The sequence below is a fragment of the Thermotoga sp. KOL6 genome (genome assembly GCF_002866025.1).
Taxonomy (GTDB): domain Bacteria; phylum Thermotogota; class Thermotogae; order Thermotogales; family Thermotogaceae; genus Thermotoga.
In genome coordinates this window covers 510,115-535,054 of sequence record NZ_LNDE01000001.1, presented here as the reverse complement: position 1 = coordinate 535,054, position 24,940 = coordinate 510,115, and the positions used below count along the sequence as shown (strand labels likewise).

Here is a 24,940-nt window from a genome sequence, read left to right as displayed (position 1 = left end):
ACAAGGAGAGGATGAAAATTGAAGAACGACGTTTTAAAAAACCTGCTCAAAATCTTCGATGAAAAAGGACTGAGTTTGTTGGTGTTCAGAGAGAGTGATATTCTCTTCGAGAGTTCAGAGAGTGGCTTGAAACCAATTATAAAAGTGTATAAAATGATTGGAGATTTATCAGGTTGTACGGTGATCGATAAGCTTCTTGGGAAAGCAGCTGCTTTCTTTCTACTGAAAATGCAACCTTCGCATGTTCACGCGCGGATCATAAGTGAACCCGCCTTCGAATTGTTAAAAGAACAGAGGATTCCCTTCACCTATGAAAAAGTGATCCCTTACGTAATGTCCAAAGACGGAAAAGATTTGTGCCCATTTGAGAAATTGTTGTTGAATGTGAATGATCCTGAAAAGGCCATAAAAATAGTTCTCTCAAAATTCACCTTTTCTTAAACCGGCTCTTAAACTACTTATGATAAATTGAACAGAGGTTGTTTACACCGGTTGACAATCCTTCATTTGGAGAGTAGAATAAAGTTCTGGCTTGATGTGAACACGAGGAAGGGAGGATGGAGATGCCGACTATTAATCAACTGATCAGGTACGGTAGAAAACCGAAGAAGAAGAAATCCAAAGCTCCTGCACTGCAAGGGAATCCTCAGAAAAGGGGTGTCTGTATAAAAGTTTCTACCATGACGCCAAAGAAGCCAAATTCGGCTCTCAGGAAAATAGCGAGAGTAAGACTTTCTAATGGAATAGAGGTCACAGCTTACATTCCTGGAGAGGGACACAATCTTCAGGAACATTCCGTCGTTCTTGTCAGAGGAGGAAGGGTTAAAGACCTTCCGGGTGTTAGATACAAAATCATTAGGGGAGCTCTAGATGCTGCTGGAGTTGAAGGAAGGAGACAATCCAGAAGTAAATACGGTGCAAAGAAACCAAAGGACCAAAAGAAGTGAGGTGACTGTGAGTGCGTAGAAGAAGAGCCGAGGTAAGACAAGTACCTCCTGATCCGGTTTACGGGGATGTCTTGGTTGCGAAATTGATAAACAAAGTGATGTGGGATGGGAAGAAGACGATTGCTCAGAAAATTGTCTATGGTGCCTTTGATATCATCAAAGAAAAAATGAAAAAAGATCCTCTTGAGGTTTTTAAACAAGCTGTAGAGAATGTGAAGCCGGTTCTTGAGGTTAGACCCAGAAGGGTCGGAGGTGCTACTTATCAGGTTCCCATAGAAGTGCAGGAACCCAGAAGGACGTCACTCGCTATTAGATGGATTGTGGAAGCCGCGAGGGCTAAAAAAGGTCGTCCGATGAAGGAAAAATTGGCTGATGAAATCATGGCAGCTTACAACAACACGGGTGCAGCTATCAAGAAAAAAGAAGACACCCACAGGATGGCGGAAGCAAACAGAGCTTTTGCACATTATAGGTGGTGAGAAAGTATGCAGAGTGTGGAAGCGAAGTATGTCGACCTGGAGAAGCTTAGAAATATTGGTATAATGGCACACATTGATGCTGGAAAGACTACAACGACTGAGAGAATACTGTATTATACGGGAAGAAAGCATTACATAGGAGATGTCGACGAAGGAAATACAACCACAGATTGGATGCCTCAAGAGAAGGAAAGAGGCATTACAATACAGTCTGCTGCTACAACATGCTTTTGGAAAGGTTATCGAATCAACATAATTGATACACCCGGGCACGTTGACTTTACTGCTGAAGTTGAGAGGGCACTTCGCGTCCTCGATGGTGCAGTGGCAGTTTTTGATGCTACAGCAGGAGTCGAACCGCAGTCGGAGACTGTATGGAGGCAGGCTGACAAGTACAACGTTCCTAGAATAGCTTTCATGAACAAAATGGACAAGGTGGGAGCAGACTTCTACATGGCTGTTGAGACACTTGTTACAAAACTTCGAGCTAACCCTATACCTGTCCAAATGCCAATAGGAAACGAAAAAGACTTTCAGGGAGTTATAGATCTCATAAAAATGAAGGCCATTTATTGGATCAGTGAGGACGGTTCTGTTTACGAAGAACGGGATATACCAGAAGAGTTGAAAGAAGAGGCAGAGCTGAGAAGGGAAGAGATGCTCGAGAAGATAGCTGAACTCGATGAAACCATCCTTGAAAAGTATCTTGAAGGCGAAGAAATTACCGAGGAGGAGATAAAGAAGGTTTTGAGAAAAGCCACGATAGAAAACAAAGCCGTTCCAGTTTTATGTGGTGCTGCAAAGATCAATAAAGGTATTCAACCGCTTTTAGATGCGATCATAGATTACTTACCTTCTCCTCTCGATCTTCCGCCGGTTAAAGGATGGAGAATTTCCGATGGAGAAGTTGTTTACAGGAAACCTGACGAAAACGAACCATTTACCGCTCTCGTTTTCAAAGTTCAAGTGGATCCTTACATAGGAAAGCTTGTGTATTTTAGGGTTTATTCTGGAAAGCTTGATAAGGGCAGTTATGTTTACAATTCGACAAAAGGTGTCAGGGAAAGAATTTCAAGAATAGTTTTCATGCATGCGGATAAAAGAGAGGAAGTTGATTATGTTAGGCCTGGCGATATAGCTGCTGGGGTGGGATTGAAAGTTTCTCAGACAGGAGACACTCTTTGTGATGAAAAGGAACCTGTTGTTCTTGAGAAGATAGATTTCCCAGAACCGGTTATATCTCTTGCTATAGAACCAGCTACGAGAGCAGACGAGGAGAAACTCGTGAAAGCATTACTTGCACTCTCTGAAGAAGATCCCACGCTTCAGGTGAAAGTGGACAAGGAGACAGGAGAAACGATCATTTCTGGAATGGGAGAACTACATCTTGAAATAATCGTTGATAGGTTGAAAAGAGAATTTGGTGTAAATGTAAGGGTAGGACAACCTCAGGTTGCGTACAGAGAGACTATTAAGAAACCGGCCGAAGCGGAAGGAAAATACATCAGACAAACAGGTGGAAGAGGACAGTACGGACACGTCATTCTCAGAATCGAGCCCATACCAGAGGAGGAAGGTAAGAACTTCGAGTTTATCGACAAAACAGTTGGAGGAGTCATTCCAAAAGAATACATGCCCGCCATTGAAGCAGGTATCAAAGAAGCGATGATGTCGGGCCTTCTTGCGGGTTATCCAGTCGTTAGGATAAGAGCGATAGTACTTGACGGATCGTACCATGAGGTTGACTCTTCAGAAATGGCGTTCAAAATAGCAGCTTCTATGGCTTTCAAAGAAGCCATGAAAAAGGCCCAACCCGTTCTTCTAGAACCTATTATGAAATTGGAAATCACTACTCCGGAGGAGTATATGGGTAACATAATATCTGATCTCAATTCGAGGAGAGCAAAAGTAGAGTCTCTGGAGACAAGAGGTCACTTGAAGGTTATTGTTGCGAAAGTGCCTCTCTCCGAGACATTTGGCTACGCTACGACTCTGAGATCGTTGAGTCAAGGAAGAGCAAGTTACATCATGCAATTTTCACACTATCAAGAAGTACCGGAGAAAATTGCCGAGAAGATCATTAAAGTTGTTTAAGGAGGGAGAACATGGCAAAGGAAAAATTTGTAAGAACAAAGCCCCACGTTAATGTTGGAACGATAGGTCACATCGACCACGGAAAATCAACGCTCACGGCTGCTATCACGAAGTATCTTTCTCTCAAAGGGCTCGCTCAGTACGTTCCGTACGATCAGATCGATAAGGCTCCTGAGGAAAAGGCAAGAGGAATCACCATCAACATCACTCATGTTGAGTACGAAACGGAAAAGAGGCACTACGCTCACATCGATTGTCCTGGTCATGCTGACTACATCAAGAACATGATCACAGGTGCCGCTCAGATGGATGGAGCTATTCTCGTTGTGGCAGCAACTGATGGACCAATGCCTCAGACTAGGGAGCACGTCCTTCTCGCCAGACAAGTTGAGGTTCCTTACATGATCGTTTTCATCAACAAAACCGATATGGTAGATGATCCTGAACTCATCGAACTTGTTGAAATGGAAGTAAGAGATCTTCTCAGCCAGTACGAATATCCTGGTGACGAGGTACCTGTCATAAAAGGTTCTGCTTTAAAAGCCCTTGAAGCACCTGATGATCCGAATCATGAAGCATACAAACCGATTCAGGAATTGCTTGATGCCATGGATAACTACATTCCCGATCCTCAGAGAGAAGTTGATAAACCATTCCTCATGCCTATTGAAGACGTCTTTTCTATCACAGGAAGGGGAACGGTTGTCACCGGAAGAATAGAAAGAGGAAGAATTAGACCTGGTGACGAAGTGGAAATCATAGGTCTCAGTTACGAAATAACCAAAACAGTTGTTACCAGTGTTGAGATGTTCAGAAAAGAGCTCGATGAAGGTATTGCTGGAGATAACGTTGGATGCTTGCTCAGGGGAATCGACAAGGATGAAGTTGAAAGAGGTCAGGTTCTTGCAGCTCCTGGAAGCATCAAGCCTCATAAGAGATTTAAGGCAGAAGTCTACGTATTGAAAAAAGAAGAAGGCGGAAGACACACACCATTCACCAAGGGTTACAAACCTCAATTCTACATAAGAACAGCAGACGTTACCGGAGAGATAGTCGGTCTTCCAGAAGGCGTTGAAATGGTCATGCCGGGAGATCACGTTGAGATGGAAATAGAACTCATCTATCCTGTCGCCATCGAGAAGGGACAGAGATTTGCTATAAGAGAAGGCGGAAGAACGGTTGGAGCTGGAGTTGTTACAGAAGTTATTGAGTGAGGGGGAGTTTTCCCCCTCCTTCCTAAGAGAAGAGGGAGGGTGCTTAGAATATGCCTAGACAGAAGATAAGAATAAAACTCAAAGCTTATGATCACGAACTCCTCGATGAATCTGCAAAAAAGATTGTAGAAGTTGCCAAATCAACTAATTCTAAAGTGTCTGGTCCGATTCCTTTACCAACAGAGAGGACTCTTTACTGTGTTTTACGATCTCCTATGAAGCATAAGGACTCCAGAGAACATTTTGAGAAGAGAGTCCATAAGAGACTCATAGACATAATAGATCCGTCGCCAAAAACCATTGACGCTTTGATGAGAATAAACCTCCCAGCAGGTGTCGACGTTGAGATCAAACTGTAATCCTCGGAGGTGTCTCTGATGAAGATGATCATAGGAAGGAAAATCGGTATGACGAGAGTTTTTGTTGGAAATGAGGCGATTCCTGTCACGGTCATAAAAGCTGGTCCGTGCGTTGTGGTCCAAAAGAAAACTGTCGATAAAGACGGTTACAACGCTGTCCAACTCGGATTTGAGAAAGCAAAGAAGGTAAACAGACCCCTTGCAGGACACTTCAAGAAATTTGGTGTTGAACCGATGAGAGTGCTCAAAGAGTTTCGTGTTGACAACCCTGACGAGTACGAACCAGGACAGGTAATAAAAGTTGATGTTTTCGAAAAGGGTGAGTATGTCGATGTCACTGGTTGGTCTAAGGGAAGAGGATTCGCTGGCGCGATGAAGAGATGGGGGTTCAGTGGTGGACCAAAGAGTCATGGATCTAAATTTCACAGAGAGCTCGGTTCTGTTGGTCAACACACTGAACCTGCGAGGATATTCAAAGGTAAAAAGATGCCAGGAAGATATGGGAATGAAAGAATAACAGTTAGAAATCTTCAAATTGTAGATATCGATCCTGAAAACGACCTCATAGCGATCAAGGGTGGAGTCCCTGGAGCGAGGGGCGGGTTGGTTTTGATCAGGAGTGCCAAAGCCCCGAAAAAGTAACAGTGGAGGAGGATAAAAAATGGCTCAGGTGGATCTTTTCAATGTGAAAGGGGAAAAAATTGGGACCCTCGAGATAAGTGATTATGTTTTCAACATCGATCCCAACTATGATGTGATGTGGAGATATGTAGATATGCAACTTTCCAACAGAAGAGCAGGAACTGCTTCAACAAAAACAAGAGGTGAGGTCTCTGGTGGAGGCAGAAAACCTTGGCCGCAAAAACATACAGGGAGAGCTAGACATGGTTCAATAAGATCTCCTATTTGGAGGCACGGTGGAGTGGCTCATGGGCCAAAACCGAGGGATTGGAGCAAGAAACTCAACAAGAAAATGAAAAAGTTAGCCCTAAGATCCGCTTTGTCTGTCAAATTCAGAGAGAACAAGCTGTTGGTTCTGGAGGATTTACAATTTGAAAGACCGAAGACAAAATCTTTGAAAGAAGTCCTTCAAAGTCTAAATCTTGCTGACAAGAAAGCTCTCATTGTTCTTCCATGGAAAAGAGAAGGCTATGAAAATGTAAAACTCTCTGGTCGTAATCTTCCCAATGTGAAAGTGATAATCGCAGATAATCCGAACAATAACAAGAACGGCGAGAAAGCAATAAGAATAGATGGACTCAACGTTTTTGATATGCTCAAATACGATTATCTAGTTCTCACCAAGGATACAGTTTCCAAAATAGAGGAGGTGCTCGGAAATGAAGCAAGAAAAGCTCTCACTGCATGATGTTCTAGTCAGGCCTATAATCACGGAAAAAGCTTTGACACTCCGTGAACAAAGAAAGTACATCTTCGAGGTTAACCCTCTTGCAAACAAGAATCTAATAAAAGAGGCTGTGGAAAAGCTCTTTAATGTTAAAGTAGAGAAGGTAAACGTGCTTAACATGAAACCAAAACCAAAGAGGAGAGGAATATTCGAAGGAAAAACTAGGAGCTGGAAGAAAGCAATAGTTACTCTCAAAGAAGGTTATACAATCAAAGAGCTGGAAGGTGAACATTGAAAGGGGTGAAGTCATGGGACTCAAAAGATTTAAACCGGTTACCCCAGGGAGACGTTTCATGGTAATTTCCGACTTTGCCGATATCACCAAGACGGAACCGGAAAAATCATTGCTCGCTCCTCTCAAAAAGACTGGTGGAAGAAATCATCATGGTAGGGTAACTGTGAGACATAGAGGTGGCGGACACAAAAGAAGATACAGGATCATAGATTTCAAGAGATACGACAAGGCAGGAATACCTGCCAAGGTGCTGGCTATTGAATACGATCCTAATAGATCCGCTAGGATCGCTCTTTTGCTGTACTCTGATGGAGAAAAGAGATACATACTCGCACCGAAGGGCGTAAATGTTGGGGACACTCTCATGAGTGGCCCGGATGCGGAAATAAGGCCTGGAAACGCCTTGCCGCTGGAAAAAATACCTGTGGGGACCCTGGTGCACAATGTTGAATTCACTCCTGGTAAAGGCGGACAAATTGCCAGAGCCGCTGGTACCTTTTGCCAAATAATGGCAAAAGAAGGTAATTATGCTCTGCTCAGAATGCCTTCAGGAGAGTTGAGAAAGATACATGTTAAATGTTATGCAACAATTGGTGTGGTAGGTAACGAAGATCACAAAAACGAGGTGCACGGAAAAGCTGGAAGAGTAAGATGGTTGGGAAGAAGACCGCATGTTAGAGGAGTTGCGATGAACCCTGTGGATCATCCACATGGTGGTGGTGAAGGTAGAGGAAAAGGGCATCATCCAACAAGTCCTTGGGGATTGCCAACGAAAGGATACAAAACGAGACGCGGAAAGAGACCTTCTGACAAATTTATTGTCAGAAGAAGAAACGAAGTGTAAGGGGGTGAAGTGAGTGGGTCGTTCCAAGAAAAAGGGCCCCTATGTAGATAGGAAACTTCTAGAGAAGATCAGGAAACTCAACGAAACAGGAGAAAAGAAAATAATAAAAACGTGGAGCAGAGCATCCATGATAATACCTGAAATGGTAGGACATACGATAGCGGTATACAATGGTATGAAACATATACCCGTTTATATAACAGAGAATATGATAGGACACAGACTAGGAGAGTTTGCGCCTACCAGGAGATTTGGTGGACATGCCGATAAAAAAGCTAAAAAAGGCGAATTGAAGAAGTGAGGAGGGAAACGATGAAACTTCAAATTCCAAGAAACGGGTTGAAGCGCTCACTTTTCCATAGAAAAAGAAAAGAACTCTTGTCATCCTTACCGAAGATAGAAGCCAAAGCCGTAGCGAAGTACGTCCGCATCTCTCCTAGGAAAGCTAGGGCAGTGGCGAACACAATAAGAGGAAAATCTGTTGAGGAAGCTTTCCAAATACTCGCCTTCTCCCCAAAGAAAGCAGCTAGAATCATTGAGAAGGTTTTGAGATCGGCTGTTGCAAATGCTGAGAACAATTTTGGATTAGATGTGGATAATCTCTACGTTGCTGAGTGTTATGTAAACGATGGACCAAGATTGAGGAGAATATGGCCTAGGGGAAGAGGAAGAGCAGATATCATTTTGAAGAGGATGTCACATATAACTGTTGTTGTAAGGGATCGCAGCAAGGAGGAGGATTATAAAAAAGCCCTGGAGGAACTTGAAAGGAAAATATCATCTGAGGAGTGAGGTGATAAAGTGGGACAGAAAGTACATCCTCGAGGATTCAGATTGGGATTGAGTGCTGATTGGCAAGCAAAATGGTTCAATGAAAAGAACTACAAAGAGTGGCTTTTGGAAGATGAAGAAATCAGAAAGATTATAAAAAACAGATACTACCATGCTGGAATCAGTGAGATCTACATAGAAAGACCAGATGCTGAAAGGGTGAACATCACAGTAAAAACAGCAAGGCCAGGAATCATCATAGGAAGGAAAGGTGCAGAGATTACTACTTTGAGGGAAGAGCTTGAACGGAAGTTCAATAGAAGAATGATAATAAATATTGAAGAGATAAAAACGCCCGAACTCGATGCACAACTTGTTGCAGAATCTATAGCATCCCGTATCGAAAAGAGAGCTTCTTACAAGGTTGCGATGAAAAGAGCCATCACGAACGCCATGCGCAAAGGAGCACAAGGAATAAAGGTGATGGTTGCTGGAAGATTGGGAGGAGCAGAGATTGCCAGAAGAGAATGGTATCTCAGGGGAAGACTCCCGCTTCAGAAAATAAAGGCGATTATAGACTATGGAACAGCCACTGCGTGGACCAAGTACGGAACTATCGGGGTTAAGGTGTGGATCTACAAAGGAGACGCTGATGTTTAAAGGAGGTAATCGCCATGTTGATGCCGCGAAGAGTTAAATATAGAAAACAACAGAGAGGAAGGATGAAAGGGAAAGCTAAAGGAGGAACTCTAGTTCAATTTGGAGAATGGGGTCTCAAAGCTCTCGAACCTGCGTGGATAACTGCTCAACAAATAGAAGCTTGTAGAATAGCGATGATGAGGGTAATGAAAAGAGCAGGTAAGATTTGGATAAGAATCTTTCCGGACAAACCTTATACGAAGAAACCAGCGGAGTCGAGAATGGGTAAGGGAAAAGGTAATGTCGAAGGATGGGTTGCCGTTGTGAAACCGGGGAAAATACTCTTTGAAATAGCAGGAGTCGATGAAGAAACAGCCTATGAGGCTTTAAGATATGCTGCAAGTAAACTTCCAATAGCAACGAAAGTAGTTCCCCGCCACCATATTGGGGGTGAGGCAGTATGAAGGCTTCTGAACTCAGGAATTACACTGATGAGGAATTGAGGAATTTACTCGAGGAGAAAAAAAGGCAACTCATGGAATTGAGATTCCAACTCGCTATGGGACAGTTGAAAAACACATCCCTTATCAAGCTTACAAAGAGAGATATAGCAAGGATCAAAACCATTCTCAGAGAGAGGGAACTAGGCATAAGGAGGTGAACTCATGCCCAGGAAACGAATGACGGGAATAGTTGTAAGTGACAAAATGGACAAAACAGTCGTTGTCGCTGTGGAAAGATTAGTTCAGCACCCGCTTTACAAAAAATATATAAAGAGGACAAAGAAATATCATGCCCACGATGAGAGAAACGAATGTAGGATAGGAGATGTCGTTGAGATAGAGGAGACCAGACCTTTGAGCAAAACCAAAAGGTGGAGAGTTGTTAGGATCATAAAACGCTTTGAACCAGAAAGAGTAATGAAAGAGAAAGAAGAGATCCAGGATGAGTTGAAAGAAGTGGTTGAGGAAAAAGGAGGGGCTGAATCATGATACAGCAGGAAACCTATCTAAATGTGGCCGATAATTCCGGAGCAAAGAAGCTCAGGGTCATAAGGGTCTTGGGAGGTTTCCATAAGAAATACGGAACAGTTGGGGATGTTGTTGTGTGTTCTGTTAGAGAAGCTATTCCAAATTCTGATGTGAAAAAAGGAGATGTAGTTAGGGCCGTTATAGTGAGAACGAAAAAGGAAATCAGGAGAAAAGATGGAACATATATTAGATTCGATGACAACGCGGCTGTTCTCATTGACAAGTTCAATGCTCCTAGAGGGACTAGAATCTTTGGACCAGTTGCGAGGGAGCTTCGCGAAAAAGGATTTATGAAAATCGTATCCCTCGCACCCGAGGTTTGGTGAGGTGATATGGAGATGAGGATAAAAAAGGGAGACTTGGTTGAGGTAATTTCTGGCAAGGACAAAGGAAAGAGAGGAAGAGTTCTCAGAGTACTTCCTAAGGAGAATAAGGTGATAGTTGAAGGCGTGAATATGGTCAGGAAGCACCAAAGACCTATCCCTCAACTGCGTGAGGGAGGGATTATAGAAAGAGAAGCGCCCATTTACGCTTCCAAGGTTATGGTTGTGTGTCCAGCCTGTGACAAGAGAACAAGAGTTGGTCATAAATTCACTGATGATGGAAAGAAAGTAAGATACTGTAAGAAGTGTGGTGAGATCATTGACAAGGACTGAGGGAGGAATCGGTATGAGATATGAATACGTTCCTCTGAAGGAACAGTATGAAAAAGAAATCGTGCCTACTCTTATGAAAGAGTTCAACTACAAAAATATTCATCAAGTTCCGAAACTGGTCAAGATAGTTGTGAACATGGGAATTGGTGAAGGTGCAAGAAATTACGATCTTATTGAGAAACATGCGAATGAACTCGCAAAAATAACCGGGCAGAAGCCAGTTATTACAAGAGCGAGGAAAAGTATTTCCAACTTCAAGATAAGAAAGGGGATGCCAATCGGCGTCAAGGTCACGCTCAGAGGAGCGAGGATGTACAACTTCCTTTACAAACTTATAAACATCGTTCTGCCAAAAGTGAGAGACTTCAGGGGTCTCGATCCAAACTCTTTTGACGGAAGAGGAAATTATTCTTTTGGTCTGTCTGAACAATTGGTCTTCCCTGAATTGAGCCCCGATGAAGTCAGGAGAATACAGGGTATGGATATAACTATAGTCACAACGGCGAAAACGGATCAAGAAGCCAAAAGACTCCTTGAGTTGTTTGGGATGCCTTTTAAAAGAGGATAATGGAGGTGAGATGAATGGCTAAAAAAGCAATGATAGAGAGATGGAAAAAACCGAAAAAGTATAAGGTTCGCGAATATACAAGGTGCCACATTTGTGGACGTCCTAGAGCAGTTTATCGAGAATTCGGACTCTGTAGAGTTTGTTTTAGGAAGCTCGCCTTGGAAGGGAAGCTCCCCGGTGTCCGGAAGGCAAGCTGGTAAGGGAGGGATGTTACTGTGTGGAGTGATCCAATTGCCGATATGCTAACAAGAATCAGGAATGCCAATATGGTTTTCAAAGAATACACGGATGTACCTGCCTCCAATCTTAAGAAGAAAATTTGTGAGATTTTGAAGAGGGAAGGATTCATTGCTGACTACAAATACATCGAAGACGGGAAGCAGGGGATATTGAGGATTTATCTTAAATACAAAGGTGGGAGAAAAAATAGGGAAAGAGTTATTCATGGAATAGTCAGAGTCTCTCATGCAGGTAGAAGGGTTTACGTCGATAAGGACAATATTCCTAAAGTGAAAAATGGTTTAGGAATAGCCATATTGACCACTTCAAAGGGAGTTCTCACGGACAAAGAAGCACGTCAGCTTGGAGTCGGTGGAGAAGTAATTGCATACGTTTGGTGAGGAGGTGTCATGAATGTCCCGACTCGCAAAGAAGCCTATAGATATACCTCAGGGTGTATCGGTTGAAGTACAGAACAATATTGTTAAAGTCAAAGGGCCCAAAGGAGAACTCAGTCAGGATTTCCTTCCTTACGTGAAGGTTGTAGTTGAAGACGAAAAAGTTTGGGTGAAACCCAATGAAGAAATGGTCAGAAGGAAGTCTGATTGGCGCAAGATAAGGATGTTTCAAGGGACCTACTGGTCACTAATCAGAAATATGATAATAGGTGTTACGGAAGGTTACAAAAAGGAACTCGAGATAGTGGGAATAGGCTACAGGGCTCAATTACAAGGTAATACCGTTGTGATGAATTTAGGATACGCTCACCCCGTCGTTTACCAAATTCCAAGTGATGTGAGAATAGAAGTGCCTGCACCGAACAGAATAGTTGTTTCTGGTATCGATAAGCAAAGAGTAGGTCAAGTGGCAGCCGAGATAAGGGCGTTCAGGCCGCCTAATGTGTACACCGGTAAGGGTATAAGATACGTTGGTGAAATGGTGAGGCAGAAAGAAGGCAAGAAAGCATAAAGGGGGTTTGTTGTATGATAAAGAAGGAGTCGAAGAATGTAAGGAGACTCAGAAGGCACAGAAGAGTAAGAAAGAAAGTTTTCGGTACGCCCGAAAGACCAAGGCTCTGTGTGTTCAGAAGCAATAAGCATATATACGCCCAGATTATAGATGATACCGTAGGCCACACTCTCGTTTCTGCTTCTACACTGGATCCTGAGCTGAGAGAGAAACTTCAGAAAACCTGGAACGTTGAAGCTGCAAAAGAAGTAGGACTTCTTATCGGAAAAAGGGCTCTAGAAAAGGGAATTAAAAAAGTTGTTTTCGATCGAGGAGGTTACAAGTACCACGGAAGAGTCAAAGCCTTGGCGGATGGTGCTAGAGAAGCCGGACTTGAATTTTAAAGGAGGGTGGTACTGTGGAAACACAGGGAGTGATGAAGGAAATTCAATACGAAGAGTTCGAAGAAAAGATAATAGAGATCAGAAGAACCTCCAAAGTTACGAAAGGTGGAAAGAATCTCAGTTTCAGGGTAGTTGCCATAGTTGGAAACAAGAATGGTAAAGTTGGTTTGGGAATAGGAAAGGCCAGAGAAGTTCCAGAAGCTATCAGGAAGGCTATTGCAGCAGCGAAGAGAAATGTGATAGAAGTTCCTGTGATCAACGGTACGATTCCACACGAAGTCATAGGGAGACAGGATGCCTCGAAAGTTCTCTTGAAACCGGCTGCTCCAGGTACCGGTATCATCGCAGGTGGAACAGTTCGTGCGGTTGTGGAACTCGCTGGAATACACAACATTCTCACCAAGGCACTCGGCTCCACCAATCCGTTGAATCTTGCCTTGGCAACGATGAATGGTCTGAAAGAACTCCTCGATCCGAAAAAAGTTGCAAAGCTCAGAGACATAACAGTTGAAGAAGTGTACAAAGGAACGAGGAGGGAGAATAATGCCTAAAAAATTGAGAATAAAACTTGTCAAAAGTCCTATCGGTTATTCATGGGATCAGAAAGACACAGTAAAAAGGCTCGGACTCAGGAAGCTTAATCAAGTGGTGATAAAAGATGATGCTCCTCAAATCAGAGGCATGATTAGAAAAGTGAGGCACCTTCTAGAAGTGGAAGAAATCGAGGAAGGAGGTAGTGATGCATGAGACTTGAAGATTTGAAACCAACTCCTGGTGCGATGAAAAAGAGAAAAAGAGTAGGAAGGGGTCCGGGTTCTGGCCATGGAAAGACCAGTGGAAAAGGGCATAAAGGCCAAAAAGCGAGAGGAACGGGGAAAGTTCACCTCTGGTTTGAAGGTGGACAGACACCTCTTCAAAGAAGGCTTCCAAAGAGGGGGTTCAAGAATATAAACAAGAAAGTCTATGCTGTGGTGAACGTAGGAGTTCTTGAGGAAAAGTTTGAGGCAAACGAAGAAGTTACTCCCGAAAAACTCATCGAAAGAAAGATTGTGAAAGACGTGAAGGATGGGATAAAAATTCTCGGCGATGGAGAAATAACCAAGCCACTGATCGTTAAGGCACACGCTTTCAGCAAAAGCGCTATAGAGAAGATAGAAAGTGCCGGTGGTAAGGCTGAGGTGATATAAAATGTGGCAAGCTTTGAGAAATGCTTTTAAAATTCCGGAGTTGAGGAGTAGGATCATCTTTACCTTTCTTGCGTTGATCGTTTTCAGGATGGGGATCTATATCCCCGTTCCTGGTTTGAATTTGGAAGCATGGGGGGAAATTTTCAAAAAAATAGCTGAGACGGCCGGTGTTGCAGGTATTTTGAGTTTTTACGATGTTTTCACTGGAGGTGCTCTGAGTCGTTTCTCTGTTTTTACCATGAGTGTTACTCCTTACATCACAGCGTCCATTATTTTGCAACTTCTCGCCTCTGTTATGCCTTCTTTGAAAGAAATGCTCAGAGAAGGTGAAGAAGGAAGAAAGAAGTTTGCAATGTACACAAGACGTCTCACTCTTTTGATAGGTGGTTTCCAAGCTTTTTTCATTTCTTTTTCTTTGGCAAGATCGAATCCAGACATGGTGGCGCTCGGTGTTACACCGCTTCAATTCACTATACTCTCTACCATATCCATGCTCGCAGGTACGATGTTCCTACTTTGGCTTGGTGAAAGGATTACAGAGAAGGGTATAGGAAACGGGATCTCCGTCTTGATTTTTGCTGGGATAGTGGCGAGATATCCGAGTTACGTCAGGAGAGCTTACCTTGGAGGACTTAACATAATCGAGTGGATATTCCTGATAGCAATAGCCCTCATTACTGTGTTCGGGATCATACTCGTTCAACAAGCCGAGAGAAGGATTACTATTCAATACGCCAGAAGAGTTTCTGGAAGGAGAGTCTATGGGGGAGCTAGTACCTATCTTCCGATAAAGGTCAATCAAGGTGGTGTGATTCCTATTATTTTCGCAAGTGCTATTGTTTCCATTCCTTCAGCGATAGCTTCTATGACTAACAACGAGACTTTGAAAAATCTTTTCAGAGCAGGGAGTTTCCTCTATCTTCTCATTTACGGTCTTCTTGTCTTCTTCTTTACGTATTTCTACAGTGTTGTGATTTTCGATCCAAAGGAAATTTCTGGGAATATACAAAAATACGGAGGATACATTCCTGGTTTGAGGCCTGGAAGACCCACCGAACAGTATCTCCACAGGGTTTTGAACAGAGTTACCTTCATAGGAGCCGTGTTCTTAGTTATAATAGCTCTTTTGCCGTATCTTGTTCAGGGAGCTATAAAGGTGAATGTATGGATAGGCGGAACGTCTGCCTTGATTGCGGTTGGTGTTGCCCTCGACATCATCCAGCAAATGGAAACGCATATGGTTATGAGACATTACGAAGGTTTTATCAAGAAGGGTAGAATAAGGGGGAGAAGATGATGGCTTACTTGGTCTTTTTAGGACCTCCGGGCGCAGGAAAAGGAACTTATGCAAAGAGAATTCAGGAGATTACTGGCATTCCCCATATATCAACCGGGGACATCTTCAGGGAGATTGTGAAGAAGGAGAACGATGAGCTTGGAAAGAAAATAAAAGAAATTATGGAGAGAGGGGAACTTGTACCTGACGAGTTGGTTAACGAGGTGGTTAAGAGAAGGCTCTCAGAAAAGGATTGTGAGAAAGGATTCATTCTTGATGGCTATCCCAGAACTGTAGCTCAAGCACAGTTTCTGGAAGATTTTCTGGACTCTCAAGAAAAGAAGATCACTGCTGCTATTCTCTTTGAAGTACCAGAAGAGGTGGTTGTCCAAAGGCTTACATCGAGAAGAATATGTCCGAAATGTGGAAGGATTTACAATTTGCTCTCTCTCCCGCCAAAAGAAGATGAGTTGTGTGACGATTGTAAAGTCAAGCTCATTCAAAGAGACGATGATAAAGAGGAAACTGTCAGACACAGATACAAAGTTTACCTCGAAAAAACAGAGCCAGTGATAGAATACTATGAGAACAAAGGGTTGCTCAAAAGGGTAGATGGTACCATAGGGATCGATAACGTAGTGTCAAAAGTTCTCGAAATAATAAGGTGGAGTGGTAAATGATAAGAATTAAGACTCCTTCGGAGATCGAGAAAATGAAGCGTGCTGGGAGGGCTGTAGCGATTGCTTTGAAAGAAGCCAAGAAAGTGGTTGTCCCGGGAAAGAGTGCATGGGATGTGGAAAGATTAGTATTGGACGTTTTCAAGAGATTGGGTGTAAAACCAGCTTTCAAAGGTTACAATGGTTACGGGTATGCAACATGTGTTTCCGTCAACGAGGAAGTGGTCCATGGTTTACCCTTGAAGGAAAAAATTTTCAAAGAGGGAGATATCGTATCGATAGACACCGGAGCGGTATACCAAGGTTTCTATGGGGATGCAGCGGTTACTTATGTGGTTGGTGAAACCGACGAAAGAGGCCAAAAGCTGGTGGAAGTTACGAAAAAAGCTCTTGAAAAGGCCATAGAAACTGTGAAACCAGGTATCAGACTTGGGGATTTATCGTACTGTATTCAAGAGTTTGTTGAATCTGCTGGTTTCGATGTGATCAGAGATTACGTTGGTCATGGAATAGGAAGAGAACTCCATGAAGAACCCCAAGTACCAAACTATGGTACACCAGGAACGGGAATAGTCTTGCGGAAGGGAATGACTTTGGCCATAGAACCGATGGTGAGTGAAGGAGATTGGAGAGTTGTTGTGAAAGATGATGGATGGACGGCGGTGACAATAGATGGTTCGAGATGTGCTCATTTCGAACATACCATCTTGATAGCAGAAGATGGAGCGGTTATACTGACCGAGGAGGGATGAAATGGGGAAAGACGATGTTATTAGAATGGAGGGAACTATCATAGAGGCTTTACCAAACGCCATGTTTAGAGTAGAATTAGACAATGGTCACAAGGTTTTGGCACATGTTTCCGGAAAAATGAGAAAACATTTCATAAGATTGGTACCTGGCGATCGTGTCATCGTTGAGTTGTCTGTTTACGATCTTACACGAGGACGAATCGTTTATAGAAAGAAACCAGAGTAACGAAAGGAGTGAAAAAATATGAAAGTGAGAGCTTCTGTGAAAAAAAGGTGTGAACATTGCAAAGTGATTAGAAGGAAGAAAAGAGTGTATATTGTTTGCAAGGTCAACCCTAAACACAATCAGAAGCAAGGTTGAGAAGGAGGGAAATGAATGGCTCGTATCGTAGGTGTCGAGCTTCCCAACAACAAAAAAGTCTGGGTTGCGTTGACTTATATTTACGGAATCGGAAGAAGCAGATCTCTTGAGATTCTGAAAAACACGGGAATAAACCCAGATAAAAAAGTTGGAGAGCTCACTGACGAAGAGATAAGCAAGATTACCAAGTACATCCAAGATCATTTCAAAGTTGAAGGTGAATTGAGAAGCGAAGTCGAAAGAAACATCAGAAGACTCATAGAAATAGGTTGTTATCGGGGAATAAGACACAAACTCGGGCTTCCCGTTAGGGGGCAAAAAACTCGTTCCAATGCTAGAACTAGGAAAGGACCGAGACCGAGTAGAATAAAGACCAAGAAGAAGTCTTGACGAAGGAGGGAAATAAATGGCAAGGAAAAGATCTTCGACCAAAAAAAAGCAAAAGAAACTCAGTTTTGATTATGGAGTTGTCCATATAAAATCCACATTCAACAACACCATAATAACCCTTACTGACAAAGACGGGAACACTCTAACTTGGGCCAGTGGGGGAACGGTTGGTTTCGAAGGAACCAGAAAGGGTACCCCATACGCTGCCCAGTTAGCTGCCGATAAAGTAGCGAGGGAAGCGCTCAGGATGGGAATCAAAAGGGTAGATGTTCTTGTCAAAGGGCCAGGTCCAGGAAGAGAACCTGCCATCAGAACCTTGCAGGGAGCAGGTCTTGAAATAAATCAGATAAAAGATGTTACCCCCATTCCTTTCAATGGCTGTAGACCTAAAAAGAGAAGAAGAGTGTGAGGAGGGAATAAGATGGCGAGATACACAGGACCCGTCTGTAAGCTTTGTAGAAGAGAAGGTATGAAGCTCTACCTTAAAGGAGAAAGATGTTACACCGATAAATGTCCTTTCGATAGAAGACCGTACGCTCCCGGTCAACATGGTCAGAGAAGGAGAAAGCTTACTCAGTACGGAATCCAACTCAGAGCAAAGCAAACTGTCAAGAGAATATACGGTATTCTAGAAAGGCAGTTTGAGAGATATGTTGAAAAAGCTATGAAAAAAGCAGGTGATACTCGTGAAAATTTAATCCAGATCCTTGAAGCGAGACTAGACAACGTAGTTTATAGAATGGGCTTTGCTGTTAACAGAAGGCAGGCAAGACAACTGGTCAACCACGGTCATTTTCTCGTGAACGGTAAAAAAGTAGATATACCCAGTTATCTTTTGAGACCGAGTGATGTGATTGAGGTGAGAGAAAAGAGCAGGGACTTAGAAGTGATCAAAAAAGCGATAGAATTCAACAAAGAAAGGAATATAGTTCCTTGGATAGAGGTTGATTACGAGAATTACAAAGGTATCTTCTTGAGATATCCTAAGCTCGAGGAAGTCACGGATCTTCCAGTTGATCTACAGACCGTTATCGAATTCTACTCGAGGTGATGAGAATGATAGAATTCGTGATGCCGAAAAGATTGAAAGTGGAAGAGGAACGAGAAGAAAGGGATTACTATTATGCAAGATATTCGCTTTCTCCCCTTGAAAGAGGATACGCTATAACCATCGGTAATGCTTTAAGAAGAGTCCTTCTTTCTTCCATACCTTCTCTTGCGATTGTAGGAGTAAGATTCATAAAGCCTGAGAAGTATCACGAATACGATTACATCGAAGGAGTGAAAGAAGATATACTGGATATCATTTTGAATTTGAAGAAAATCCAGTTTCGCGTAAATGTGACTGTCAAAGATAGGGTGAAGATGGAAGTGGAAAAGAAAGGGCCCGGAGAGCTAGTTGCTGGTGATATAAAAACACCTGCTGGTATCGAAGTAGCAAATCCTGATCTCCACATAGCTACTTTGAATTCGAAAGCCGATCTTTTCTTCGAAATTTACGCTGAGGTTGGTAAAGGTTTCGTTCCAGTTTCTGAAAGGGAAGAGAGGCCAGAAGTTGGGTGGATACCCATCGATGGTGTGTTCAGTCCCGTTATGAAAGTGAATTTTCTAACAGAGAACGTAAGAGTGGGAAAGAGAACGGATTACGATAAACTCATTCTCGAAATATGGACGAAGAAATCCATAAAACCAGAAGAAGCATTGCGCAAAGCGGCTGATATACTGATAAATCATTTCAAAATAGTCATGGAGGGTCTTCCGGAATTGAAGATATCTGAAGAATACATAATAACTTCCGAAGAGGAAGAAGAAAGTGTTGTAACCTTTGAAAGCGAGGATCATGAAACCAAAGAAGGTTCTGATGTTCTTAACAAAAAAATCGATGAACTCGAACTTTCAGTAAGATCTCTGAACTGTCTCAAAAGGGCAAAAATAGAAACGATAGGTGATCTGATGAGTAAAACGGAGGAAGATCTTTTAAAGATCAAAAATTTCGGTCAGAAATCTCTCGATGAGGTTAGAGAAAAGTTGAAGGAGAAATTTGGATTGGAGCTCAGGAAGGGGGAATGAACGATGAGACATAGGATGAAAAAACATAAGCTTGGAAGGTACGGAAGTCATAGGAAGAGTCTTTTAAGAAACCTATCTAGAGAGATTGTTGAACACGGTTCGATAGTTACCACTACGGCCAAGGCTAAGGCGTTGAAAACGTTTATGGACAAGCTTATCAGCAAGGCGGTGGAAGCTGCTACAACTGAGGATAAAGCTAGAAGCGTCCATTTGAGAAGGCAGATAAATTCTGTGCTTGGCAGTAGAAAACTAACGAACAAGTTGGTGGATGAAATAGCGAAGAACTATGTTGGAAGGAAAGGCGGATACGTAAGAGTTTTGAGGATAGGTTTTAGAAGGGGAGACGCAGCTGAAATGTCTCTTGTTCAATTAGTGGAGGCATCCAGTCAGGAAGGCTGATGCCTCCTTTTTCTTTCCCACCTTCCTTTCTTTCCAGATAATCCTAGGGGGTGAAAAATTGTCGGAAGAACAGAAAACTATAAGCATATCGGAGCTGGAGTCTATGAACATAAAACAACTCTATGAAATCGCAAAATCTCTCGGAATCCCGCGATATACTTCTCTCAGAAAAAGAGATCTCATCTTTGCGATCCTAAAAGCGCAAACAGAATCTACCGGTTATTTTTTCGGAGAAGGTGTTTTGGAAATACATCCAGAGGGTTTTGGTTTTCTTCGAAGGATAGAAGACAACCTACTTCCGAGCAACGACGATATATACATATCTCCATCGCAAATTAGGAAATTCAATTTGAACACGGGAGATATCATTTCCGGAGTTATAAGAAAGCCCAAAGAAGGCGAAAAATACTTTGCTATGATAAAGATTGAAGCGATAAACTATCGTCCAGTTGAGACAGCGAACGAAAGAGTGAATTTTGACAATCTCACTCCAGATTATCCTAGAGAACGTTTCGTACTCGAAACTGATCCCAAAATATATTCCACCAGGTTAATAGATCTCTTTGCCCCCGTAGGAAAAGGACAAAGAGGTATGATAGTGGCTCCTCCTAAAGCGGGAAAGACCACTATATTGAAGGAGATTGCAAATGGTATCGCGGAAAATCATCCAGATACCATTAGGATAATCCTCCTTATCGACGAAAGGCCCGAGGAAGTAACTGACATAAAGGAATCTACCAATGCCATAGTGATAGCCGCTCCCTTTGATATGCCTCCAGATAAACAAGTAAAGGTAGCAGAATTGACTCTTGAAATGGCAAAACGCTTGGTTGAATTCAACTACGATGTTGTTATTCTGCTAGACAGTTTGACTAGGCTCGCAAGAGTTTACAATATTGTGGTACCGCCGAGTGGGAAACTTCTAACCGGTGGAGTGGATCCTGCTGCTCTCTATAAACCGAAAAGATTCTTCGGAGCAGCTAGGAACACACGAGAAGGGGGAAGCCTAACGATCATAGCCACTGCTTTAGTAGAGACAGGATCAAAAATGGATGAAGTTATATTCGAAGAATTCAAAGGGACAGGAAATATGGAACTAGTTCTTTCAAGACAACTTGCAAACAAGAGAATATTTCCGGCTATCAATCTCCTACTCTCTGGGACACGAAGAGAGGAATTGCTTTTGGACGAAGAAACCTTGAAGAAAGTCTGGCTACTTCGTAGAATGCTTTCTGCTATGACGGAAGAGGAAGGTCTGACACTGATTTTGAACAAACTCGCCGAAACTTCCTCGAATGAAGAGTTTCTGAAGTTAATAGATAAAGAAAAAGCAAGGTATTGATCAGACCAGGAGGTGCTGGATTTGAAGCTAATAGGTGTCGATCTTGGTGGAACAACGTTCTCAGTGGGCTTGGTCAGTGAAGATGGCAAGATTTTGAAAAAAATCACTCGAGATACATTGGTTGTAAACGGGAAAGACGATGTTATTAGGAGAGTATCGGAAGCCATTCTTGAATTGTCTGATGAAGAGACACCCTATGTTGGGATCGGGTCTCCCGGATCCATAGACAGAGAAAAGGGAATTGTGAGATTTTCTCCGAATTTTCCTGATTGGTATAACGTCCATTTGACCGAAGAGATATCGAAAAGAACGGGAAAAAAAGTCTTTTTAGAAAACGATGCGAACGCTTTTGTTCTCGGTGAGAAGTGGTTTGGAGCTGGTAAGGGACACGATCATATAGTTGCTTTAACTCTTGGAACGGGTATAGGCGGTGGAGTGGTGACTCACGGACATCTTTTGACGGGAAAAGATGGAATAGGGGCGGAGCTGGGCCATGTAGTGGTTGAACCCAACGGTCCTATGTGTAACTGCGGGACGAGAGGATGTTTAGAAGCGATCTCTTCTGCAACGGCTATCAGGCGGTTTCTCAGAGAAGGTTACAAGAAGTATCATGAATCCCTTGTTTACAAACTGGCGGGAACACCAGAGAAAGCTGATGCAAAACACCTTTTTGATGCAGCAAGACAAGGTGATAGATTCGCTCTCATGATAAGAGACAGAGTAGTCGATGCATTGGCAAGGGCTATAGCAGGTTACATTCATATATTCAACCCTGAGGTGGTTATTATAGGTGGAGGAATATCCAAAGCAGGAGACGTTTTGTTTGTGCCTTTGAAGGAAAGGGTAATAGACTACATCATGCCCTCTTTTGTGGGAACTTATGAGATCGTTCCGAGTCCACTCGTGGAGGATGCAGGTATCCTTGGAGCGGCTTCCATAATCAAGGAACGAATAGGAGGATGAACCATGAAAGTGAAGATCTTGGTTGATAGTACAGCAGATATTCCTTTTTCCTGGATGGAAAAGTACGATATCGACAGCATCCCGTTGTACGTTGTGTGGGGAGATGGAACTACCGAACCCGATGAAAGAACTCCGGAAGAGATAGAGAGCTTTTACAGGAGGATAAAAGAAATTACCAGTGTACCGAAAACATCTCAACCCAGTGTGGAGGATTTCAAGAAAAAATATTTGAGATACAAAGAAGAAGGATACGATGCTGTTTTGGTCTTCACCATATCTTCTAAACTGTCGGGAACTTATAACTCAGCTGTTCTTGCTTCTAGGGAGGTTGATATTCCCGTTCATGTTGTTGATACATTACTCGCCTCTGGAGTTATCTCTCTCCCCGCACGTTCGGCTCGGGAGATGCTGAACAAAGGACTATCCATTGAGGAAACACTGAAAAAATTAGAAGAAAGGATGAAGAAAAGCGATTTCAAAGCGATTTTTTATGTTTCGGATTTCAACTATCTCGTCAAGGGAGGCAGGGTAACCAAGTTTCAAGGGTTTGTAGGGAACTTGCTTAAAATAAGGGTGTGTTTGCATATAAGGGATGGTGAATTGATACCTTATAGAAAAGTGAGAGGTGACAAAAGGGCAATAGAAGCCCTCATAGAAAAGCTGCGAGAAGATACTCCTGATGGTTCGAAACTCAGAGTTGTAGGGGTTCATGCAGATAATGAAGCAGGTGTTGTTGACCTTTTGAATATTCTCAGGAAAAGTTATGATGTCGTCGACGAAATAATATCTCCAATGGGAAAGGTTATTACAACTCATGTGGGACCTGGGACGGTTGGTTTTGGAATCGAGGTTTTAGAACGAAAAATATGAAAACTCCAACGAACACAAAGATATCACCTATGCTGATGACAAACTTCCTTCCCCATGGTAGATACACGGGAATATAATCGGCAAGAATAGTTCGCCAGGAGAATTCCGTGAACGAACTGTGTTTGAAATCGAGACCTAAGTTGAGAAGCTTAAGAGTGGGTTCCCAGACTGGCATCTTACCTCCATTAACGCTCATAGTGAAGCCATTCATAATGGCACCAATTGTCATGAGCTTGAATCCAGGAAGTTGTCTGTTCAACGCTAGGAAGATTAGAAGTGTCACAAAAGAAATTGGAACGGTGAAGCTTTTCCATGGAAGTAGCTGGAGTATGAAGGGGAATATGAAAATATAGAGTCCTCGATATTTGTACTTCAAGACATTTTTGATATTTCTTGTCAAAAGGGAGAGAATCAGCGCTATTACAAATACATCGATCATCATAGATCTTTCTCCTCCCTCTCGTCGAGTATTTCAAACAGAAGGTCTACGAGTTTTGGATCGAGGACGGTACCTTTCATCTTCATCATGATTTCTTTCGCTTCGTCTCTGGTTAATGCTTTTCTGTAAGGTCTATCGCTGGTTAAAGCTTCGTACACATCAGCAACCGCTATTATCCTAGATTGAAGAGGGATTTCCTCTCCTTTGAGACCGTCTGGATAGCCTGTCCCATCCCATCTTTCATGATGATGCCTCACCCATTTGCTCTCTCTATTTCTGAAGATGTCCACTTCTGCTAGAATCTCTTCTCCCATAACAGGGTGTGATTTTACAACCGTCATTTCTTCTTTCGAAAGAATGGTAGGTTTTTTCAAAATGTGGTCGGGTATCCCTATTTTTCCAATATCATGTAAAAAAGCTGCATTGTAAATCCTTTCCACCATCTTCGGTGAGAAACCGAGTTTTTTTGCCATTGCCCGAGCGAGTTCCGCTACTCTTTCACTGTGCCCGCGAGTGTATTTATCTTTCTCCTCTAAACTCTTTGCAAGAAGCTTTAAATGCTCAAGTTTTGCCTCGTAGTACTTGTATCTGTAGTAGTTTCCTATTTGGATAGACAACACGGCAGCCAAAGACACAGGAATGGCCAAAAGTCCCACGTATTGATAAAGAATGTAAACAACAGCAATCACAGGTATGAGGAGCCCCATGCTCATGACAGGACCTGATACGACCTTCGAAATGGTTTCATGGATACCTTCTCCAGAAAGAATGTAAACAGCAAAGAGAACAAAAAGATTGTTGAAAGAAAAATAAACCAACGAAGAAACTAGAACAACAAAGATGTTCCACACTGCACTTTGATCGGCCAGAGTATGGTACGTAATCCCTGCAAAATAGGAGCTTAAAGCCACCTGTGAGAAATTGAATATGTATCGGCTCACAGGATACTTTTCCTTTGTTATCCTGATCAATTTGTAAGTGATACCAGAAAGTGCACTCAAAAGGGAAGCTTCTAAAGGGTTCAAAAGGAACACCGCTGCTATGTTTGCTATCAGGCTTGCGGATGTCTCTACTTTTCCATGAGTGAATTGAAGGGTTTTTATGCTCAAAACTTCAAAGAGAAAACTTATTAAAAAAAGAAACAAGGTAAACCTGAAATCGTGAAACTCAACGTTTAAAGTTCCAAAAGTCAAAATCGAGCATATGTACAAACTTAAAATTATCAAAGAATATACAAGAAAGATTCTTTCTCTTCTTCTCTTCACCATTTCACTCCTTGCTTCGATATGAAGGAGCAGGGGGGAAACTTTCCGAGAACCGACTATCAGAGGTTACCAAACCCTATTGCTTCCGACGATTGCCAGAAGGGTTCCAAACAAGCTTCCAAGAACGAGGACC

Annotated in this window: 41 protein-coding genes; 39 read left to right on the top strand and 2 right to left on the bottom strand. The window is 42.6% G+C overall.

What is annotated here, in order from left to right; all coding sequences use genetic code 11:
* Window positions 1-18: 18 nt before the first annotated feature.
* The 39 genes from AS005_RS02830 to AS005_RS02640 all read left to right on the top strand — a co-directional run bounded on the left by AS005_RS02830 (window position 19) and on the right by AS005_RS02640 (window position 23,103).
* Entirely contained in the window at window positions 19-441 is a 423-nt protein-coding gene (locus AS005_RS02830) for a DUF1893 domain-containing protein (protein ID WP_101510163.1), read from the top strand.
* 122 nt (window positions 442-563) lie between these two features.
* A complete protein-coding gene (rpsL, locus tag AS005_RS02825) occupies window positions 564-947 on the top strand; it encodes a 30S ribosomal protein S12 (RefSeq protein ID WP_101510162.1) in 384 nt (127 codons plus the stop codon).
* An 11-nt stretch (window positions 948-958) separates the two neighbouring features.
* Window positions 959-1,426, top strand: coding sequence for a 30S ribosomal protein S7 (gene rpsG, locus AS005_RS02820; RefSeq protein ID WP_101510161.1), 468 nt, complete (start codon window positions 959-961; stop codon window positions 1,424-1,426).
* Between the two features lie 6 nt (window positions 1,427-1,432).
* On the top strand, window positions 1,433-3,520 hold the full coding sequence (fusA, locus tag AS005_RS02815) for an elongation factor G (protein ID WP_101510160.1): 2,088 nt from the start codon (window positions 1,433-1,435) through the stop codon (window positions 3,518-3,520).
* Window positions 3,521-3,531: 11 nt separating this feature from the next.
* Window positions 3,532-4,734 (top strand): elongation factor Tu, encoded by a 1,203-nt coding sequence (tuf, locus tag AS005_RS02810; RefSeq protein ID WP_101510159.1) that lies wholly within the window; start codon window positions 3,532-3,534, stop codon window positions 4,732-4,734.
* Between the two features lie 50 nt (window positions 4,735-4,784).
* Window positions 4,785-5,093 carry a 30S ribosomal protein S10 gene (gene rpsJ / locus AS005_RS02805; protein WP_101510158.1) on the top strand — a complete coding sequence of 103 codons (309 nt, stop codon included), beginning with the start codon at window positions 4,785-4,787 and terminating at the stop codon, window positions 5,091-5,093.
* A gap of 18 nt (window positions 5,094-5,111) precedes the next feature.
* On the top strand, window positions 5,112-5,735 hold the full coding sequence (gene rplC / locus AS005_RS02800; protein ID WP_101510157.1) for a 50S ribosomal protein L3: 624 nt from the start codon (window positions 5,112-5,114) through the stop codon (window positions 5,733-5,735).
* A gap of 19 nt (window positions 5,736-5,754) precedes the next feature.
* Window positions 5,755-6,462, top strand: coding sequence for a 50S ribosomal protein L4 (rplD, locus tag AS005_RS02795; RefSeq protein ID WP_101510156.1), 708 nt, complete (start codon window positions 5,755-5,757; stop codon window positions 6,460-6,462).
* Window positions 6,434-6,736, top strand: a complete 303-nt coding sequence (gene rplW / locus AS005_RS02790) for a 50S ribosomal protein L23 (RefSeq protein WP_101510155.1) — start codon at window positions 6,434-6,436, stop codon at window positions 6,734-6,736. Before rplD ends, rplW begins: the two co-directional genes overlap by 29 nt.
* Before the next feature lie 13 nt (window positions 6,737-6,749).
* Complete coding sequence (gene rplB, locus AS005_RS02785; protein WP_101510430.1) at window positions 6,750-7,580, top strand: 50S ribosomal protein L2; 831 nt, start codon at window positions 6,750-6,752, stop codon at window positions 7,578-7,580.
* Window positions 7,581-7,593: 13 nt separating this feature from the next.
* Window positions 7,594-7,881 (top strand): 30S ribosomal protein S19, encoded by a 288-nt coding sequence (gene rpsS / locus AS005_RS02780; RefSeq protein WP_101510154.1) that lies wholly within the window; start codon window positions 7,594-7,596, stop codon window positions 7,879-7,881.
* A gap of 11 nt (window positions 7,882-7,892) precedes the next feature.
* A complete protein-coding gene (rplV, locus tag AS005_RS02775; RefSeq protein ID WP_233186210.1) occupies window positions 7,893-8,372 on the top strand; it encodes a 50S ribosomal protein L22 in 480 nt (159 codons plus the stop codon).
* Between the two features lie 9 nt (window positions 8,373-8,381).
* Complete coding sequence (gene rpsC, locus AS005_RS02770; RefSeq protein ID WP_101510152.1) at window positions 8,382-9,011, top strand: 30S ribosomal protein S3; 630 nt, start codon at window positions 8,382-8,384, stop codon at window positions 9,009-9,011.
* A gap of 14 nt (window positions 9,012-9,025) precedes the next feature.
* Complete coding sequence (gene rplP / locus AS005_RS02765) at window positions 9,026-9,454, top strand: 50S ribosomal protein L16 (protein ID WP_101510151.1); 429 nt, start codon at window positions 9,026-9,028, stop codon at window positions 9,452-9,454.
* On the top strand, window positions 9,451-9,651 hold the full coding sequence (gene rpmC / locus AS005_RS02760; RefSeq protein WP_015919494.1) for a 50S ribosomal protein L29: 201 nt from the start codon (window positions 9,451-9,453) through the stop codon (window positions 9,649-9,651). Before rplP ends, rpmC begins: the two co-directional genes overlap by 4 nt.
* Before the next feature lie 4 nt (window positions 9,652-9,655).
* Window positions 9,656-9,982, top strand: a complete 327-nt coding sequence (gene rpsQ / locus AS005_RS02755) for a 30S ribosomal protein S17 (protein WP_101510150.1) — start codon at window positions 9,656-9,658, stop codon at window positions 9,980-9,982.
* Window positions 9,979-10,347 carry a 50S ribosomal protein L14 gene (gene rplN / locus AS005_RS02750; RefSeq protein ID WP_101510149.1) on the top strand — a complete coding sequence of 123 codons (369 nt, stop codon included), beginning with the start codon at window positions 9,979-9,981 and terminating at the stop codon, window positions 10,345-10,347. The genes rpsQ and rplN overlap by 4 nt, the downstream gene beginning before the upstream one ends.
* A gap of 6 nt (window positions 10,348-10,353) precedes the next feature.
* Window positions 10,354-10,677 (top strand): 50S ribosomal protein L24, encoded by a 324-nt coding sequence (gene rplX / locus AS005_RS02745; protein ID WP_199203816.1) that lies wholly within the window; start codon window positions 10,354-10,356, stop codon window positions 10,675-10,677.
* 13 nt (window positions 10,678-10,690) lie between these two features.
* Window positions 10,691-11,245, top strand: a complete 555-nt coding sequence (gene rplE / locus AS005_RS02740; protein WP_101510147.1) for a 50S ribosomal protein L5 — start codon at window positions 10,691-10,693, stop codon at window positions 11,243-11,245.
* 14 nt (window positions 11,246-11,259) lie between these two features.
* A complete protein-coding gene (locus tag AS005_RS02735) occupies window positions 11,260-11,445 on the top strand; it encodes a type Z 30S ribosomal protein S14 (protein WP_008195018.1) in 186 nt (61 codons plus the stop codon).
* 15 nt (window positions 11,446-11,460) lie between these two features.
* Window positions 11,461-11,865: a 30S ribosomal protein S8 gene (gene rpsH / locus AS005_RS02730; protein WP_101510146.1), complete on the top strand. Its 405-nt coding sequence runs from the start codon at window positions 11,461-11,463 to the stop codon at window positions 11,863-11,865.
* Between the two features lie 13 nt (window positions 11,866-11,878).
* Window positions 11,879-12,433 carry a 50S ribosomal protein L6 gene (gene rplF / locus AS005_RS02725; RefSeq protein ID WP_101510145.1) on the top strand — a complete coding sequence of 185 codons (555 nt, stop codon included), beginning with the start codon at window positions 11,879-11,881 and terminating at the stop codon, window positions 12,431-12,433.
* Between the two features lie 14 nt (window positions 12,434-12,447).
* A complete protein-coding gene (gene rplR, locus AS005_RS02720; protein WP_101510144.1) occupies window positions 12,448-12,816 on the top strand; it encodes a 50S ribosomal protein L18 in 369 nt (122 codons plus the stop codon).
* 32 nt (window positions 12,817-12,848) lie between these two features.
* Entirely contained in the window at window positions 12,849-13,367 is a 519-nt protein-coding gene (gene rpsE, locus AS005_RS02715; protein WP_199203840.1) for a 30S ribosomal protein S5, read from the top strand.
* Window positions 13,360-13,563 (top strand): 50S ribosomal protein L30, encoded by a 204-nt coding sequence (gene rpmD, locus AS005_RS02710; protein WP_101510142.1) that lies wholly within the window; start codon window positions 13,360-13,362, stop codon window positions 13,561-13,563. The genes rpsE and rpmD overlap by 8 nt, the downstream gene beginning before the upstream one ends.
* Window positions 13,560-14,003 carry a 50S ribosomal protein L15 gene (gene rplO / locus AS005_RS02705; protein ID WP_101510141.1) on the top strand — a complete coding sequence of 148 codons (444 nt, stop codon included), beginning with the start codon at window positions 13,560-13,562 and terminating at the stop codon, window positions 14,001-14,003. Before rpmD ends, rplO begins: the two co-directional genes overlap by 4 nt.
* Before the next feature lies 1 nt (window position 14,004).
* The gene (gene secY, locus AS005_RS02700; RefSeq protein ID WP_101510140.1) at window positions 14,005-15,300 is read left to right on the top strand and encodes a preprotein translocase subunit SecY; all 1,296 of its coding nucleotides are present in this window, start codon (window positions 14,005-14,007) and stop codon (window positions 15,298-15,300) included.
* Window positions 15,297-15,959 carry an adenylate kinase gene (locus AS005_RS02695; protein WP_101510139.1) on the top strand — a complete coding sequence of 221 codons (663 nt, stop codon included), beginning with the start codon at window positions 15,297-15,299 and terminating at the stop codon, window positions 15,957-15,959. The genes secY and AS005_RS02695 overlap by 4 nt, the downstream gene beginning before the upstream one ends.
* On the top strand, window positions 15,956-16,708 hold the full coding sequence (gene map, locus AS005_RS02690; protein WP_101510138.1) for a type I methionyl aminopeptidase: 753 nt from the start codon (window positions 15,956-15,958) through the stop codon (window positions 16,706-16,708). Before AS005_RS02695 ends, map begins: the two co-directional genes overlap by 4 nt.
* 1 nt (window position 16,709) lies before the next feature.
* Complete coding sequence (gene infA / locus AS005_RS02685) at window positions 16,710-16,934, top strand: translation initiation factor IF-1 (protein WP_101510137.1); 225 nt, start codon at window positions 16,710-16,712, stop codon at window positions 16,932-16,934.
* 18 nt (window positions 16,935-16,952) lie between these two features.
* Complete coding sequence (gene rpmJ, locus AS005_RS02680) at window positions 16,953-17,069, top strand: 50S ribosomal protein L36 (RefSeq protein WP_101510136.1); 117 nt, start codon at window positions 16,953-16,955, stop codon at window positions 17,067-17,069.
* A 15-nt stretch (window positions 17,070-17,084) separates the two neighbouring features.
* Entirely contained in the window at window positions 17,085-17,459 is a 375-nt protein-coding gene (rpsM, locus tag AS005_RS02675) for a 30S ribosomal protein S13 (protein ID WP_101510135.1), read from the top strand.
* Window positions 17,460-17,475: 16 nt separating this feature from the next.
* Window positions 17,476-17,868 carry a 30S ribosomal protein S11 gene (gene rpsK / locus AS005_RS02670; RefSeq protein WP_101510134.1) on the top strand — a complete coding sequence of 131 codons (393 nt, stop codon included), beginning with the start codon at window positions 17,476-17,478 and terminating at the stop codon, window positions 17,866-17,868.
* Between the two features lie 12 nt (window positions 17,869-17,880).
* Window positions 17,881-18,510, top strand: a complete 630-nt coding sequence (rpsD, locus tag AS005_RS02665) for a 30S ribosomal protein S4 (protein ID WP_101510133.1) — start codon at window positions 17,881-17,883, stop codon at window positions 18,508-18,510.
* 5 nt (window positions 18,511-18,515) lie between these two features.
* Window positions 18,516-19,529 carry a DNA-directed RNA polymerase subunit alpha gene (locus AS005_RS02660; protein ID WP_101510132.1) on the top strand — a complete coding sequence of 338 codons (1,014 nt, stop codon included), beginning with the start codon at window positions 18,516-18,518 and terminating at the stop codon, window positions 19,527-19,529.
* Between the two features lie 3 nt (window positions 19,530-19,532).
* The gene (gene rplQ / locus AS005_RS02655) at window positions 19,533-19,928 is read left to right on the top strand and encodes a 50S ribosomal protein L17 (RefSeq protein WP_101510131.1); all 396 of its coding nucleotides are present in this window, start codon (window positions 19,533-19,535) and stop codon (window positions 19,926-19,928) included.
* Between the two features lie 58 nt (window positions 19,929-19,986).
* Window positions 19,987-21,270, top strand: a complete 1,284-nt coding sequence (gene rho, locus AS005_RS02650) for a transcription termination factor Rho (protein ID WP_101510130.1) — start codon at window positions 19,987-19,989, stop codon at window positions 21,268-21,270.
* 21 nt (window positions 21,271-21,291) lie between these two features.
* A complete protein-coding gene (locus tag AS005_RS02645; protein ID WP_199203815.1) occupies window positions 21,292-22,233 on the top strand; it encodes an ROK family protein in 942 nt (313 codons plus the stop codon).
* A gap of 3 nt (window positions 22,234-22,236) precedes the next feature.
* Window positions 22,237-23,103 (top strand): DegV family protein, encoded by an 867-nt coding sequence (locus AS005_RS02640; RefSeq protein WP_101510128.1) that lies wholly within the window; start codon window positions 22,237-22,239, stop codon window positions 23,101-23,103.
* Here the strand turns inward: AS005_RS02640 and AS005_RS02635 are convergent.
* On the bottom strand, window positions 23,039-23,545 hold the full coding sequence (locus tag AS005_RS02635; protein WP_101510127.1) for a DUF5317 family protein: 507 nt from the start codon (window positions 23,543-23,545) through the stop codon (window positions 23,039-23,041). The genes AS005_RS02640 and AS005_RS02635 overlap by 65 nt on opposite strands.
* Window positions 23,542-24,810 (bottom strand): HD-GYP domain-containing protein, encoded by a 1,269-nt coding sequence (locus AS005_RS02630; protein ID WP_101510126.1) that lies wholly within the window; start codon window positions 24,808-24,810, stop codon window positions 23,542-23,544. The genes AS005_RS02635 and AS005_RS02630 overlap by 4 nt, the downstream gene beginning before the upstream one ends.
* Between the last annotated feature and the right edge of the window lie 130 nt (window positions 24,811-24,940).